Raw genomic sequence first — 16,357 nt, forward strand, 5'->3', positions numbered from 1 at the left:
GCCGTGCGTGCGATGGCAAGTCGCCCGAGGGCGATGGATGGCGTGTCTTCTGGACGGTTTCCGGCCGGCGTCTGTAGCGATGTGACGGGGTGACGGCGGCCGTGCTGCAATGATCGAATTCCGAACTGGCGTAGACGCAACGTCGTATGTCAATCGATCGCTTCTCGGGAGGCTGTGGATATTGTAGAATCGTGCGTCCATGCGCGCTCCCGGGAATCCCGCACCCAGGACACCATGATTCAAATTAGGGAGCCTGGCGTTGGAGAGTGGGTATGCAGAGGTCAGCTTCACCCGGCGCGGAGGCAACTCGTACGTTGTTCGGATCCGGACGGAGCTGGGCTCGGCAGAGGAAGAATTCGAACTACCCACGCCGGAAGAGCTCGAGGACAAACTGATCGCGGTCGAGTCCGCCATCACTCTGTCGAGTTCGCCGCCGGTACGGCGTGGTCGGCCGACCGCTGTCGAGGTACCAGCTCGCCGGTTCGGTGAATTTCTGTTCAAAAAGGTCTTCAAAGGATCAGTACACGCGCACCTGGAATATTTTCTGCAGCAGGCACGCGACAATGACATCGACGTGATGCTCGGTATTCAATCGTCGAGCACGTACGCTCAGCTCGCCTGTCTTCCGTGGGAATTGATGTTCGATCCCGGGGCCGGTGATTATCTGATCTTCAAAGCCGATATCGTACGTTATCTGGGTGCTGCGGCGGCGCTCCAGTCCGCTGCGGTAGAGCTTCCGTTGCAAGTGCTGGTCGTCGTGGCGAGCCCGTCTGACCAGCAACAGTTGAACGTGGAACGGGAGCGAGCCTCACTGGAGTCGGCCCTGTATCCGCTGGTCGACGAGGGCTTGGTCGAGCTGTCGTGGCTGGAGGAGCCGGACTGGGATCAGCTCAACCGCAAACTCGATGAGCGCAAGTGGCACGTCTTCCATTTCATCGGCCACGGCGGGCACGACATCAGCCGCGGCGAGGGATACATCTACTTGGTCAACGCCGCGACTGGCCGGTCCGACCGGATCACCGCGACCGATCTCGGGCGGCTGCTGATCAAGCAACGGCAGTTGCGTCTTGCGGTTCTCAACGCCTGCGATACCGCGCGCAGTGAACCGGAGGAACACCAGATGAGCGTCTCTGAAACGCTCGTGCGTAACGGTGTGCCCGGGGTGGCCGCTATGCAGTACCCGATCAGTGACAGCGCCGCCAAGGCGTTCACCCAGGTCTTCTACGCTGAGGTGTCGGCAGGTCGACCGGTCAACCGGGCGATGAGCGCGGCGCGGCTGGCGCTTACGAGGCACTACTCCGGAACTCTGGAATGGGCGACACCGGTTCTCTATCTGAAGCATCCGACCTCGGCGGTCTTTTCGTTGCGGCCTCGCGAGCCGGTGAAGATGGAGATCGACCCTGACGAGCCTGAGGTCCCCCGCCCTCGTCAGCCGGTCGAACGCGGCGCGCCTGAACCGGACTTCCTCACAGAGGTGACCCGGTGGTTGGAGCACGACAAGGTCGAGAAGGCGATCACAGTCGTTGGTCGTAACAAGAAGTCGTGGGCCGGCTACGAGCAGGAGGTCGCCGCGCTGTTGGTGCAGGCCGCCGAACGGGCCGCCGGACCTGGCAACCATGTGCTGGCCGAGCGCGCGTATTCCCTCGCGTTGCAGGCCGACCCGCGCGACGTCCGGCTTCGATCGGCGCGCGATCGCGCCCGTCCCAAAGCTGAGGCCCAGCAGCGAGAGCGCGAGGATTTGCTCAACACTGCGGCGCAGGCGGCGCGAGACGGCGACGAGGAGACGGCAGTCCGATGTTACGAGAGAATTTACGCCGTCAACAGCGCCGACGCAGAGGTGGTGGGCCTGCTCAGCGCCGCCCGGATCCGCTTGGCCGTGGCCAATGTGGTAGCCCGCGTAGAAGTCGCGTTCCGGGATTCTGACTGGATGACGGTGATCGACGAGCTGTCGAAGATCCAGTCTCGGAGGAACGTCCCCTGGGACATGGTCGGCAAGCGCGTTACCAGGATTTTCGGCCGTTCAGTCAGCGACCTCGTCAGCGATGCCCGGATGGGACTTCTGCGCGAGAACAAACTACCGCTGAGGCTGCGCTACACAACGGCCGCCCATGGGGCCGAGCGTCTGGTCTACTCACCCGACAGTGAGTGGCTGGCCACCTGGGGACCGACCGGCGAAGCGCGCCTGCTGTACTCCGACGGCAACCTGCTGCGACGCCTGCGGCATCGTAGGGGGTTTCAACGCCCGGTGCTCGCCTCCCTGGCATTCGAGTACAACACTCTGTGGCTGGTCACCGCTTACGGGAAGCCCGAGCTCTCGTGCTGGCGGGTGGTCGGCGGTGTCGCGCGGGTGTTCTCGACCGACCGGACACCTTCGGTGCTCGCGACGCTGATCCATCCCCTGACGGCCGTCAGTGCCGGCACCGTCGTCGATGTGTGGGACGTGGCCGCAGGAGAGCGCGTCCATCGGGGCTTCAAACATGAGCGACGTGTTGTGGATATGGTGACCGCAGGCTCGAGCCGGGAAATCCTGCTGACTGCGACCGAGGACACGGTACACCTCTGGAGTGTCCCTCAGGTGGAGGAGCTGATTACTCGACGCGTGCCCGGCGCGATTGTGCGCCTCGCGGTGGACAGTCAGGCACGGGTAGTGGTGGTGGTTCTGGCCGACGGCCGGGTGGCCTACTGGACAGCGTTTGAACGCGAGACACAGCCGCGTCTGCTGCCGGAGGTGTCGGAGGCCGCCGTCGCCGATGTCAGTCCGGATGGCCGGTTGCTGGCTGTCCTGGATGGCGGCGTGGCCCGACTCTGGGATATCGCCCGTGCCGAGGAGTTGCCTCGGCCGCCTTTCCCGGAAGGCCTCACCGACATTCGTATCGGCCCGGATGGCTGGCACCTGGCCATGGTGAACGCTGAGAATGTGACCGTCTATACGTGTGAGACGCCTCGAAAAAAGTCCCCGATCTCCTTGGAGGATTTGTGAGCCTTTTCCGGCGATCAGCGGTCCCGGTGCTGCCCGACGGTGACTTCCTGCCGGTCGCCATGCCGACCACCGGATTGCGAGCTCTGCAGGTGCTGATCCGCACCGGGCAGGTGCTGCGCCGTTACGGTGAGTTGGAGTCCGTCCTGACCGGTGGGCAGCGGGAGGCTGCTCCACGGGTGTTGGCTGACGAGCGGACCGTCGATGTGCACGGGACGGCGACACGCCGAACGCAGCTCGGAGTGGGACTGGGGATCGTCTCCGCCATCATCCAAGCACTTGGCGGGGAGGCGAACCTGTCGCTGGGTTCCACGACCGCGACGGCCGTCGAGTTCGTCTACTCCGACATGGCCGTTGACCGGGTGGATCTGTCGACGCTGGACCTATGGCTGACGGGCGCTCGGTTTCATCCGCGGCTGCGCAACCTTGCCGAATTACTGGTGGCTGATCACGTGTACGTCGTGGTGGCAGTTCTCAAGGCGAAAGCGGTCCGGATGAGACTACTCGACGACCGCTCGTACGACGTGGCCGTCGATGTGCCAGCGATCCAAGCGTTGCTCGGAGCCTCGGTCACCGTTGAGTCGAGTCGGGGCTCGGACACCTGGCTCACGATCTCCGGCAGCCAATCGATCACCGTTGCTGCTAAAGCGGCTCAGATGCACGTCGATGAGTCGGGATTCTGGGTCTCTGAGTTACCCCGGACCAGCGGCGAGATCCGTAGCATCACTGGCGCCCAGTTCCTGACCGGACACGAGCTGCGAGTCGAACCGGCATGGCCAGTCACGCCCTCATAATCGGCTGCAACAGCTATCGGAGTCTGCCGGGCGGTGACCTCAAGGGCGCTGTTCCCGACGCTATGGCGATCGCTGACTGGCTGACCCGGCCCGGCGGCCCGGTGGCGCCGGAGAACCTCACGCTCCTGGTCTCCGACGTCTACAGCCTCACGCCAGGCAGCCGGGTACACGGCGAGGCCAGCCGACCGCAAGTGGCGACAGCCGTCTTGAGCCTGGTGGAGCGCCGGGACGTTGACGCACGGGACCGGCTCTACGTCTATTTCGCGGGGCACGGGCTGCGGACGGACCCGCTCAACGAAATCTTCTCGCAAGATGTGCTGGCGCTCACGGACTTCACGGCTGCCGACCCGGCGGCGACGACCGTTGCCGTGCACGACCTCGTCAGCAAGCTGCGCCTGTCCTGGTTCGGGATTGTCGTCGTCATCACCGATGCCTGCCGCGATCTGCGTTTTCGACGGCCGTTCCGGCCGGGCACCCTCGGCTTCGATCCGCTGCAACCGGAATACCGCGAACACTTTCCCCGCGTCTATCTGCTGCAGGCAACCGTGCCGGGCGGCGTCGCGCACGGCTCGCAGACCAATGGCCTGGTCCGCGGCGACTTCACCTCGGCGCTGCTCAACGGGTTGCGCGGGGATGCAACAGCGAAGACGTTCGACGAAACCCGGCCGCAGCCTTACGTGGTGCGCTGGTCGACGTTGACCGAATACGTCGAGGCCGCCGCCGCACACCAGCGCCCTCGGCCTTACGGCGAGGGCGACTTCGTTCTCGCATCCTTCCCGGACGGCTGGTTCGACGACGTCACACTGAGCATCACTGCAACGGGCAACGGAGACGGACCGTTGTCGGTCAACGCCCACTATCGTGTTCCGGCGAGCCCGGTTGACGGCGCAGCGTGGGCCACGGGACCGGCACCACTGAAGGTCAGCGTCCCGCCGCGCCGGCACCGGGTCGTCGCCAGCGATGGACACCATAGGGGCTGGCGTTTCGTCGATGCGTACACCGACATGGACATCACAGTGGACCTCGAACCTGAAGCCGCCCCGGGCGGCACGGTGTCGTGGGGGCCGATCCGGCGGGGATCCGGCAGGGGGCAGGTGGAGTTCTACAGCGACGATCCCGCCGACGTCGGCCAGATTTTTTCGATGTCGGGCAAGCAGGTCGGCCGCCTCGTCAGCGGGACTCGCCTGGTCATCCCCGCCGGATCATACTCGGGAGTCTGGCTAGGCCTGGCCGGCCGGCACCGGCAAACGGCGATCGAGGTAGACAGCGGCGACGTAATCGTGTGGCGGCCCGACGCGGAACCCGTAGGGCAGCGACTCAGCGCCGCTGGACTGCTCGTCCGCTCACAGCGCCAAAGGATGGCGCAGCGCTCCGGCGGCGCACGGCTGTGTCTGTCGGGGGCTACCGCCGCTCCACCGGACACGGTGACCGTGCACGGAGCCGAAGGTGAATGGCAATCCGTGCCGTTGCATCGCGATTCGGCCGCCGGAGGTTGGATCGTGTCCGCAGATACTCTGCCCGCCGGGCGCGTGAGCTTCCTTCATGAAGGGCACCGCGTGGTCGTGCCGGTGATGGCCGGGGTGGTCACCGCGGTGGCGCTGGGCCAGACGATTTGCGTTGGACTCTTTGACAAAGCCGTAGTGAGGGCGGACGGTCGTGAGCTCCTGCTGATTGACCGGGTTCAGCGGCTGGTTGCGGCGGGATACCCGGAGGCGGCCGACCTGCTGCTCAGCCAGATCGACCACGGTGTTCAGCGTATTGTGCCGTCCGCCCTGCACGGTGCTGGCGACCTCGCGGACCGGGTTCCACTGCGGGACCGGCCCTACCTGCTAGCCGCCCGGCCGTGGGCGGTCTTCCTGGACCACCCAGCCAACGTCACAGGGTAGTCATCGCACCACGGGGATCAGATCATCGCTGGCGTCACCTTGTTCTTCTGCGCTGGCCGGCCATCCACTGCCAGTAGTGGCGGTCGTTGCGGGCCACGTAGATCCACGACCAGTGGCCGGGGAACTGGTGACCGTCCCGGATCACGTGGTCGTAGAGCGTCACCCGCGCGCCCGGGATCACCTCGGCGGCGTGCACGGTGTTCGGCTGGGGCCCGACGGTGTCGTCGTCGAGCGAGGTGACGAGCCAGGACGGCGTGCGGATGCCGGCCAGCTCAGCGTCGGAGATCAGCCCGGTGACGATGCCGCAGATCGGGATCGAGGAGGCGAAGAGCGACGGGTACGCCACCGTCATCTTCATCGACATGTACCCGCCGTTGCTGCAGCCCACCACGTGGATCCGGCGCGGGTCGACCGGATGCCGGCGGGCCACGTCGCGGATCACCTCGCGGATCAGCGGCGCGAACCGGTCGCCGTCCTCCATCCAGTACGAGAAGCTCTGCGGCGCCACCACGTACGCGTCGTCGAAGATCTGCTGGGCCTCTCGCGTGGCGAAGCCGAGCGCGCCCCGGTTGGCGCGCAGCGTGGTCTCGTTGTCGTAGTAGCCGTCCGGCAGGGACGCGCCCTCGCCGCCGCCGTGCAGCCAGACGACGAGCGGGCGCCGGCCCCGGCCGCGCGGGGCATACAGGCGATATTTCATCCCGGATGCGGATTCGTGGTAGCCGAACGCGTCGACCTCCGGATTCAGCAACCGGCCCTGCGTGAACCCCGGGAATGTCACCGGACGCCCGCCGCGGAGCACAAGAGGCGTGTTCTGCGTGATGGTGTAGACGAGGTCGAGCCGGACATTGCGCCCCCGGCTCAGGACGTACCCGAGCGTGCCGCCGCCGACCTGCCCCTCCCCGTGGGCCAGCTCCAGGACGATGTTGCCGCGCCGGTCGAGGCGGGCCGCGGTGACCGTGCGGTCCACGTCGTACACGCCGAGCGCCGGAAACGGGCTGGTGGCACGGGCGTGCACGGTGAACGTGCCGGGATTGACGCTCGCCGGGTCGACGCCGCCGAGCCGGGCGGTCCGCAGGATGACCGCGGTGACCTGCTCACCGCCGTCCAGCGTTTCCGCGAAAAGATCAAAACCCGCATCATCGGGTACGGGCGACGCGCTCGCAGAAACACCCAGGCCGGCGCCGATTCCGGCCCCGATCCCTGCTCCGAGGCCGGCGGCGAGCGCGGTGCGACGACTGATCGGCATGGTAACCCCCACGGACGGCAAGGAATCGACGAGCATCGCTGTCTGCAACGTACTGTCGGGGAAACGCCCTCGCAACAGCACCGAAATCGCTTACGATCGCGGCCGGGGGGTATACGCAGATGTCGATTCGCCGCGCCGTCGCCGTGATCCTGTCCACCGTTCTCGCCGGTACCGCCGGAACGCTGGCGGCCCCGCCCGCGTACGCCGGAGGGGGTCATCTGCCCGCCCGGCACGCGCTGCGCGGGCCGGTCACCGACGAGAACTTCTACTTCGTGATGGCCGACCGGTTCGCCAACGGGAGCACCGCGAACGACCGGGGCGGGCTGCCCGACGATCCGCTGGTGAGCGGGTTCGACCCGACGCGCAAGGGCTTCTACAACGGCGGTGACCTCAAAGGGCTGCGGGACCGGATCGACTACATCCGGGGCCTCGGCACCACCTCGATCTGGCTCACCCCGAGCTTCACGAACAAGCCGGTGCAGCTGGAGGACGGCCCGTCCGCCGGGTACCACGGTTACTGGATCACCGACTTCACCCGGATCGACCCGCACCTGGGCGGCAACGAGGACCTGCGGGCGCTGGTGGACGCGGCCCACGCCAAGGGCATGAAGGTCTACTTCGACATCATCACGAACCACACGGCCGACGTGATCGGTTACCAGGAGGGCGCACGGCAGCCCTACGTCAGCAAGGATCAGAAGCCGTACCGTACGGCCGGCGGCGCGCCCTTCGACGACCGTGACTACCCGAGGGTGTTCCCGCCGCTGCAGTTCCCCTACACGCCGGTGCTCGACGAGTCGGAGAAGAACCTCAAGAATCCGGCGTGGCTCAACGACGTCAGCCTCTACCACAACCGTGGCGACACGACGTTCACCGGCGAGAACTCGTACTACGGCGACTTCTTCGGCCTGGACGACCTGTTCACCGAGAACCCGCGCGTCGTCAACGGGATGATCGACATCTACAAGACGTGGATCGCGGATTTCAACATTGACGGTTTCCGCATCGACACGATGAAACACGTCGACGACGCGTTCTGGCAGCGGTTCGGGCCCGAGGTGCTCTCCTTCGCCCGCGCGCAGGGCAAACGCGAGTTCTTCATGTTCGGCGAGGTCTTCGACACCAGCCGCAGCTTCACCTCGCGGTACACCACCGCCAACCGGATGCAGGCGGTCCTCGACTTCCCCTTCCAGGAGGCGGCCCGCGACTTCGCCTCGCGCGGCCACGCGACGAGCGAGCTGCAGGACTTCTTCGCCGGTGACGACTGGTACACCGACGCCGACTCCAACGTCTACGAGCTGCCCACCTTCCTCGGCAACCACGACATGGGCCGGATCGGCAACTTCGTGGTCACCGACAACCCGGGCGCCGGGGACGCCGAGTGGCTGGCCCGGGACCGGCTCGCCCACGAGCTGATGTACTTCTCCCGCGGCAACCCGGTCGTCTACTACGGCGACGAGCAGGGCTTCACCGGACCGGGCGGCGACCAGGACGCCCGGCAGACGATGTTCGCCAGCAAGGTCCCGGAGTACCTCGACGACGACCTGCTCGGCACGAGCGCCACCCACGCGCAGGACAACTACGTCGCGTCGCATCCGCTGTACCGGACGATCAGCGGGCTGGCCTGGCTCACCCGCCGGCATCCGGCGCTGCGCGACGGCGCCCACCAGCACCGGTACGCGTCCGCGGGTCCCGGCGTCTACGCCTTCTCCCGGATCGACCGCGACCAGCAGCGCGAGTACGTGGTGGCGCTGAACAACAGCGAGCAGCCGGCCACCGCGGCGATACCCACCTACGCCGACCGTCAGGCGTTCACCCGGGTCTACGGCGAGGGCCCGGCGAGCCTGCGGACGAGCGGGAGCGATCTGACCGTCACGGTTCCGCCGCTGTCGGCCGTGGTCTACGCGTCGGCGGGGCGGATCCCGTACTCGAAGAAGGCCCCCGCCGTCGCGCTCGGCGCGCCTGCCGCCGCGGCCGAGACACCGAGCCGGATCCGGGTCGACGCGAACGTCGCCGGGACGTCGTTCTACGAGGTGACGTTCTACACCCGCAGCGGCGGCGGCCCGTGGAAGCTGATCGGCACCGACGACACCGCGCCCTACCGGGTGTTCCACGACGTCAGCGGGCTGCGGACCGGCGCCGGTGTGGAGTACAAGGCGGTCGTGCTGGACAACCGCGGGCACACCGCGACCAGCGCGGCGCGTGGCACGCGCGTCCCGGCGCCGCGGCTGACGATCGAGGCGCCGGCCGAGGGCAGCAACGTGCGCGGACGCCTCGAGGTGCGCGCGGTCGCCGACCCGGAACGCGGCAGCCACGTGGTACGGATCGAGCGCAGTGTCGCCGGTGGCGCGTGGACGACGGCCGGCGTCGACAGCTCGTCGCCCGCGTACACCGTCGTCGATGATCTGACAGCCCTGAATCTGACAACCGGCACGCCGATCCGGTACCGCGCGGTGCTGAACGGGCGGGCCGGCGAGGTGCGCACGGTCCGGTACGCCGGGCCACCGGTCGAGGTCGCCACCCTGCGCTACCAGCGGCCGGCCGGCGATTACGCCGGATGGGGCCTGCACCTGTGGGGAGACGCCGTCGACCCGGCCCTGCTGGCCCGGATCACCTGGGACAAGCCGATGCCGCCGACCCGGATCGGCGACGACTGGGCGGAGTACGACATCCCGCTCGCCGACGACACGAAACCCGTCAACTTCATCATGCACCTGCCGAACGGCGACACCGTCCCGACCAGCCGGGAGCCGGGCGGCGACCGGTCGTTCCTGCCGATCGACAGTCCACAAGTGTGGATCAGGCAAGGCGATCCGGCCGTGTACACCAGCCCACCGACCGGAGGATGAAAGAGCTGGCGATGAACCCCTAAGGTCGGTGTCGTGACAGCGGACTACGGCCTGGGCATCGATCTCGGCACCACCCACACGGCAGCGGCCGTGAACACCGGGGGGCACGTCGAGTCGGTCCGGCTGGGCGCACGCCGGATGGAGATCCCGTCCGCGGTCTTCGTCAAGGACGACGGCGAGCTGCTCGTCGGCGAGGCCGCCGAGCGGCGCGGCCGGGACGAGCCCGGCCGGCTGGCCCGCGAGTTCAAACGCCGGCTCGGCGACCCGGTGCCGATCCTCGCCGGTGGGATGCCGTTCTCCGCGCACGCGCTCACCGGCAAGCTGCTGCGGTTCGTGCTCGACACGGCGACCCGCGCCCAGGGCGGTCCGCCCGCGCGGGTGGCGCTGACCTACCCGGCGCACTGGGGACCGTACAAACGGGAGCAGCTGGACCAGGCGATCCGGCTCGCCGACGCGGGCCCGGTGCGGCTGCTCAGCGAGCCCGAGGCGGTGGCCCGCCGGCGCGACGTCGCGTCCGGGCGGACGGTGGCCGTCTACGACCTCGGCGGCAGCAGCTTCGACGTGGCGGTGCTGCGCCGCGAGGGGGACGCGTTCACGCTGCTCGGCACGCCCGAAGGTGTCGACCAGCTCGGCGGCGGCGACTTCGACGCGGCCGTCTACGCCCACGTGCTCGGCGCCCTCGACGGCGTCGACCTGGACGATCCGGAGACCGCGCCCGCGCTGGCCCGGCTGCGGCGCGACTGCGTGGAGGCCAAGGAGTCGCTGTCGTTCGACACCGAGGTGACCGTGGCGGTCGCGGTTCCGGGCCGGCACACCCGGGTGCCGATCAGCCGTGCCGTGTTCGAGGGCCTGATCGCGCTCGCGGTCCGGGACACCGTCGACGCGACCCGGCGAGCGCTGCGGTCGGCGGGCGTGGCCGCGGGCGATCTCAGCGGGATCCTGCTGGCCGGCGGCTCGTCACGGATTCCGCTGGTCCGGCGTGTCCTCGAGGAGGAGTTCGGCCCGCTGGTCGCCGCCGACGCGCATCCCGAGCTGAGCGTCGCGCTGGGCGCCGCCGCGTTCGCCACCCCATCGGGTACGGGGGAAGCCCTCGCACCCGGGTCATCCGGGAAGCGTGTCCCCGCCTCGCAGGGGAGTGCGGCGACCGCCGGTGCGGCCTCGGAGATCTCCCGCCGCGAGTCGGCGGTCGTGGCGCCCAGCGGCGGCCCGCGCACCGAGACCGCCGCCACCGAACCGGCGGGCGGCGACGTCCCGGCCTTCCCGGGCGCGACCACTGTGCCGGCCGGGCAGGGGTCGCCGTTCTCGGTGGAGTCGGCCGCCGGGGCGCCGGATCGGCCGCGGTCGCCGGCGGAGCGTCTCGGGCTGTCGATGCGGGCGCCGGAGAAACTCGACTTCACCGACCTGCGCACGCCCGCTGACCCGTGGGCCGCCGCCGAGGCCGAGGCCCGCGCGGCGGAGCACCCGTTCGACGGGTTGGCCGGGGACGCTGCTCCGGCCGTACCCCCGCAAGCGGTTGCCTTTGAATCTGAGCCGCAGACCCAGGTGATCGCGCCGGCCCGGCCGACGCCGAAGCCGGTGATGGGGAAGGCCGGGTTCGCCGTGATGATCGTGGTGGCGGCGGTCGCCGGGGTCGTGGGCTCGTCGCTGTTCGACCCGGACGAGAAGAACGAGGGCGCCGCGCCGGCCGCGTCGGCGAGCGCCGCCGGACCGGCCGGGATCCCCGACGCCAACCTGGTGATCCGGGTCGACACCGGCGGCCCGTTCGCGTCGGCGGCGTGGAAGCCGACGATCCAGACGCTGAACCCGGCCACCGGCAAGCGGGAGCCGCTGGCCGGTACCGAGCCCGGCGACACCCTGCCGCGCTGGTCGAACGACCGCTCGATGATCGCGTTGACGCACCGGAACCCGAAGGGGACCAACGAGATCGTCGTGATGGACCGCGACGGCAGCAACCGCCGCAAGCTGGTCGGCGGCGTCACCGGCGGCCGGGTCGTGTGGGCGCCGGACAACCGGACACTCGCCTACATCAAGGACGAGGACGGCGTCCCGCAGATCTTCACGATGCCGATCGACGGCGGCCGGGCCGAGCAGATCACCGTCTCCGGCAACGACAAGGACGACCCGGTCTGGACCCCGGACGGCAAATCGATCATCTACTGGACGAAGGTGGACGGCGTCCGCTCGCTCTGGAAGATCTCGGTGAGCGGCGTCTCCGACAACCGCGCCATCACCAACCCCGACCTCGGCGACGCGATGGACCCGGCGATCTCCCCGGACGGCCGCCTGATCCTGTTCACCCGCAAGATCGACAACAACTACGACATCTGGTCGGTCGAGCCGGACGGCTCCGACGCCAAGCCGGTGACCAGCGCCGCGGACCGCGAGATGGACCCGACCTGGTCCCCGGACGGGGCGTGGCTGGCCTACGTGCGCGGCGACCTGAACCATCCGGCGGTGGTCATCGAACGGGCGGACGGCACGGGCGAGCAGACGCTCACCAAGGGCGGCGCCCGCGAGGGCCATCCCTGCTGGTTCTGACCCGGACGGGCGCTGCCGGTCCCCGTACCCGGGGGGAGTCCGATTGCCGGAGGCCCGGCGCGAACTTGGCACCGTCGAACCTTTCGCCTGGCGTGCGGATCGGCGTCACGGTCACGCTGATCGGAACGTATGGGGCGATCGAACACGGGATGCGCCGTTAGGGCGGACTGCCGTCTCACCGCTGCGAGCACCAGCCGCCTGCGCGTTTCTCGTGGAGGGCCGCGCAGGTCGTTCTGCCGATTTCCATTAGCCGAACAGGGCGACTATGAGTGGCCCTCGGCAAGGCGCAGTTTCCACATTTCCGGAGTCCTTTAGCCGGTGGTTCCGGTGGCCTGGAATGCGGACCCTTCGTCCTGCGCCTTCTGTGCCGACCGGGGTTTCGCGCTGCACGGTCCGGCACGAGCACGTCACCTTCCCCGGCAGCGCACTGATCCGCCCTGGCCAAGACCGCATCGACCGAGCCGTCGCTGGGCTCACTCGCGCTGCCGAGCGGTGCTTCACCATCGGGTTGCGAGGCCCCGCACGGTGGCTCGGCGCGTTCCTCGGCCTGTCGTAACTGGCGCAGGCGCCGGGCGTGGCGTTGAGTGAGACCCCACGAACGGTGCCGCTCATGCTCCCGCCGGAACTCCTCAGCCGCCGGAGAATGATTGCGGCGCAGCGTCCGATCCCGAAGATGCCGGGTGGGAAACAAGGAAAGCTGCGCGTCCATGAAACCGCCGGCGTCCCCCATCGACAGGCCGGTGTCGGCTCGTGCTGGGAGCGCGCCTCGCAGGGTCCGGAGCGGCGGGTTCTGATGTTCGCCTACCTCAAGCGCCGGCGTGCTCGACCATGCTGTGGTGAGGCCGACTGAGTGGGCCAAGGCGGCGCGCGAGTATCTGGTTCCGAAGCTACCCGGCGCATGGGGGCACCGGAACGCCCTGCTTTACCAGCAGCCGATTGACTGGCTGCTCTGTTCCGTGGTGATGCAGACACGGCAGGGGTCCCGGAGTTTTCAGATGTCGGCGGGCGTCCAGCTTCTGTGCGAGCCCGCCGAATACTTGATCGCTGACCTGTCGTTGGACAAACGGGTCACCCGGCTGGGGGAGTTCCGGGATCTTCCGGAGGACTTGGCGCTGGCCGAGCCCGATCGTGTCGCAGCGATCGCCGCCGCTGCTCGACGTGACCACGCCGAGGCCGTCGCATTGCTGAGCGGCCAGGCTGCCTGGAGTCGCACCAAACTCCGCCTGCCGCGGAGCGGGTGACCGAAGAGGCCGGGAAGGTGAACGGCGAGTTAGGCGGCGGCCTTCTGGCGCAGGGGTTCGCCGACCTCGTGCAGGTAGCGCAGGGCCTGGCGGTAGGACTCGATCAGGCCGGTCTCCGCGTAGGGGACGCCGAGCTCCGCGCAGTACGCCCGCACGATTGGCTTGGCGCGGCGCAGGTTCGGGGTGGGCATCGCCGGGAACAGGTGGTGCTCGATCTGGTGGTTCAGGCCGCCGAGCGCCGCGTCGATCAGCCGGCCGCCCGTCACATTGCGGGAGGTCAGCACCTGTTTGCGCAGGTAGTCCTCGTCGCCGGTGGGGTGCGGCATGCCCTTGTGGTTCGGGGCGAACGTCATGCCGAGGTAGACGCCGAAGACGCCCTGGTGCACGACGAAGAACGCGGCTGCCTGCCACGGGGTCAGTACCAGCGCGAGCGCGCCCAGGTAGGTGACCGCGTGCAACGCCAGCAGGCCGGCCTCCAGCCCGCGGCGTCGCATGCCCGGCTTGCGCAGCGCCTTCACGCTGGAGATCCGCAGGTCGAGGCTGAGCAGCGTCAGCAGTGGGAAGAAGAAGCCGGCCTGGTGGCGGTTGATGAACGCGCTCAGCCCGCGCCGCCCGAGCGCCGAGTGGGTGGCCCAGATCAACACCTCCGGTTGTACGTCCGGATCGAGGTCGTCGTGGTTGGGGTTGTTGTGGTGGCGGGTGTGCTTCTCCTGCCACCAGCCGTAACTCATGCCCACCGCGACGTTCCCGGCGATCCGGCCGACCAGGCAGCTGTAGCGGCGGGTGCGGAACACCTGGCCGTGCGCCACGTCGTGCGCCAGCAGGCCGACCTGGGAGAACGCGACACCCATCAGTACGGCGACGGCGAGCTGCCACCACGACTCGCCGAGGATCACGAAGGCCGCCCAGGCGCCCGCGAAGATCGCCGTCACGACCGTCATCCGTACCGCGTAGTAGGCCGGTCGGCGGTCGAGGAGCCCGGCCTCGGCGATCCGCCTGTTCAGGGCGGCGAAGTCGCTGCCGGACACTCGGGGCCGTTTCATCGCGGACGTCATGATATGTGTGACTCCCTCGCCGGGCGGTCCTGCGACCCTAACGACGCAGACAGCTCGGAGGGTACGGCCTGAGCCCGCTTCGCGCCCGGCGAACGCGATTTCGGGTCACGCGGTGGCACGCAGGACGGCGGCGAGGCTGGCGGCGAGGACCGAGCGGTCGCGGCCGGCGGTCCAGCGGGTCACGCCGCCGGCGCGGTGCTCCAGCAGGGTCAGGGCCTCGCTGTCGCTCCCGGCGCCGATGCTGGTCTGGTGCAGGCTCAGCACGTCGACGGTGATGTCGCCGGCAGCCAGGGCCTCCACCAGCGCCTCGACCGGGCCGACGCCCTCGTGCGTGCTGGTCCGCTCGGTCCCGTCGACGCGCAGGGTGACGGTGGTGCCGGTGTCGGACGTCTGGTACCCGGCCAGGGTCACGGCCGGCTCGCCGGTGAGGTAGGTCGCCTCGAACAGCGCCCACAGGTCCGCGGCGGTGACCTCGTCGCCGGTGGTGTCGGTGTGGCGCTGGACGTGGCGGGCGAAGTCGATCTGGAGGCGGCGGGGCAGCTCGACGCCGTACCCGGTCTCCAGGAGGTAGGCGATGCCGCCCTTGCCGGACTGCGAGTTCACCCGGATCACCTCGTCGTAGCCGCGGCCCAGATCGGCCGGGTCGATCGGCAGGTACGGCACCTCCCACTCGCCGGGGCGGTGCGCCGCGAAGCCCTTCCGGATGGCGTCCTGGTGGGTGCCGCTGAACGCGGTGTGCACCAGGTCGCCGGCGTACGGGTGACGGGGCGGGACGTCGAGCCGGGTCGCGTACTCGACGGTGCGGCGTACCTCGTCGATGTCCGAGAAGTCGATCATCGGGTCGATGCCCTGGGCGTGCAGGTTGAGCGCCAGGGTGGCGATGTCGACGTTGCCGGTCCGCTCGCCGTTGCCGAAGATGCAGCCCTCGACCCGCTGGGCGCCGGCCAGGACCGCCAGTTCGGCGCAGGCCACGCCGGTGCCGCGGTCGTTGTGCGGGTGCACCGAGAGGATCACGCTGTCCCGGCGGGCCAGGTTGCGGTGCATGTGCTCGATCTGGTCGGCGTACACGTTCGGGGTGGCGACCTCGACGGTGGCGGGCAGGTTCAGGGTCACCGGGCGGTCCGGGCTTGCCTCCCAGAGCTCGGTCATCGCGTCGCAGACCTCGAGGGCGTACTCCGGCTCGGTCAGGTTGAACACCTCGGGGGAGAACTGGAACCGCACGTTCGGCAGGTGTCCGGCGAGCTTCAGGATGTGCCGGCCGCCCTCCAGGATCAGCTCCTTGAGACTCGCCCGGTCGTGACCGAGAACGACGCTGCGCCAGAGCGGGGCGGTCGCGGCGTACATGTGAATCACCACGTCGTTGGGGATGCCGGCGATCGACGCGACGGTCTGCTCGATCAGCTCGGGGCGCGCCGGGGTGAAGACGACCACCGTCACGTCCGGCGGCGCGATCCGCTCGTCGGCGATCAGGCGTACGAAGTCGTGGTCGGTCCGCGACGCCGACGGGTAGCCGACCTCGATCTCCTTGTAGCCCATCGCGACCATGAGCTCGAAGAAGCGGCGCTTGCGGGCCGGGTCCATCGGCTCGGCCAGCGCCTGATTGCCGTCACGCAGATCGACGGGCACCCACAGGGGTGCCTCGGTGAGGCGCCGGGACGGCCACATGCGGTCTTTCAGGGGTACGGCGACTCGGGCGTACACATCGTGATATTTGTGCGACGGCATGGGGGAGGGCTGTTGCCGATTCCAGTTCATGGTCGCCGACCGTAGC

General features: G+C 68.8%; 9 protein-coding genes. 6 read left to right on the forward strand and 3 right to left on the reverse strand.

The features are described 5' to 3' along the window. The first annotated feature begins 259 nt into the window (after positions 1-259). Genes AMIS_RS19755 through AMIS_RS19765 form a run of 3 tightly spaced genes read left to right on the forward strand, consistent with a single transcriptional unit; the run spans position 260 to position 5,657 of the window. On the forward strand, positions 260-2,980 hold the full coding sequence (locus AMIS_RS19755; protein ID WP_014444129.1) for a CHAT domain-containing protein: 2,721 nt from the start codon (positions 260-262) through the stop codon (positions 2,978-2,980). Further along, positions 2,977-3,771: a gasdermin gene (locus tag AMIS_RS19760; protein ID WP_014444130.1), complete on the forward strand. Its 795-nt coding sequence runs from the start codon at positions 2,977-2,979 to the stop codon at positions 3,769-3,771. The genes AMIS_RS19755 and AMIS_RS19760 overlap by 4 nt, the downstream gene beginning before the upstream one ends. Then, on the forward strand, positions 3,750-5,657 hold the full coding sequence (locus AMIS_RS19765) for a caspase family protein (protein ID WP_041829916.1): 1,908 nt from the start codon (positions 3,750-3,752) through the stop codon (positions 5,655-5,657). The genes AMIS_RS19760 and AMIS_RS19765 overlap by 22 nt, the downstream gene beginning before the upstream one ends. 34 nt (positions 5,658-5,691) lie before the next feature. Here the strand turns inward: AMIS_RS19765 and AMIS_RS19770 are convergent, their stop codons facing one another. Further along, complete coding sequence (locus tag AMIS_RS19770) at positions 5,692-6,903, reverse strand: prolyl oligopeptidase family serine peptidase (RefSeq protein WP_041829917.1); 1,212 nt, start codon at positions 6,901-6,903, stop codon at positions 5,692-5,694. Positions 6,904-7,022: 119 nt separating this feature from the next. Between AMIS_RS19770 and AMIS_RS19775 the strand changes: the two genes are divergently transcribed. The 3 genes from AMIS_RS19775 to AMIS_RS19790 all read left to right on the forward strand — a co-directional run bounded on the left by AMIS_RS19775 (position 7,023) and on the right by AMIS_RS19790 (position 13,531). Next, the gene (locus AMIS_RS19775) at positions 7,023-9,752 is read left to right on the forward strand and encodes an alpha-amylase family glycosyl hydrolase (protein WP_014444133.1); all 2,730 of its coding nucleotides are present in this window, start codon (positions 7,023-7,025) and stop codon (positions 9,750-9,752) included. 33 nt (positions 9,753-9,785) lie between these two features. Next, positions 9,786-12,290, forward strand: coding sequence for an Hsp70 family protein (locus tag AMIS_RS40660; RefSeq protein ID WP_014444134.1), 2,505 nt, complete (start codon positions 9,786-9,788; stop codon positions 12,288-12,290). A gap of 836 nt (positions 12,291-13,126) precedes the next feature. Then, positions 13,127-13,531 carry a hypothetical protein gene (locus tag AMIS_RS19790; RefSeq protein WP_157434940.1) on the forward strand — a complete coding sequence of 135 codons (405 nt, stop codon included), beginning with the start codon at positions 13,127-13,129 and terminating at the stop codon, positions 13,529-13,531. A gap of 29 nt (positions 13,532-13,560) precedes the next feature. On the opposite strand, the gene AMIS_RS19795 is transcribed toward AMIS_RS19790, so the two are convergent. Then, the gene (locus AMIS_RS19795) at positions 13,561-14,586 is read right to left on the reverse strand and encodes a fatty acid desaturase family protein (RefSeq protein ID WP_014444138.1); all 1,026 of its coding nucleotides are present in this window, start codon (positions 14,584-14,586) and stop codon (positions 13,561-13,563) included. Positions 14,587-14,691: 105 nt separating this feature from the next. Beyond that, on the reverse strand, positions 14,692-16,341 hold the full coding sequence (locus AMIS_RS19800; RefSeq protein WP_051042069.1) for a 2-isopropylmalate synthase: 1,650 nt from the start codon (positions 16,339-16,341) through the stop codon (positions 14,692-14,694). Between the last annotated feature and the right edge of the window lie 16 nt (positions 16,342-16,357).

The sequence above is a fragment of the Actinoplanes missouriensis 431 genome (genome assembly GCF_000284295.1).
GTDB lineage: Bacteria > Actinomycetota > Actinomycetes > Mycobacteriales > Micromonosporaceae > Actinoplanes > Actinoplanes missouriensis.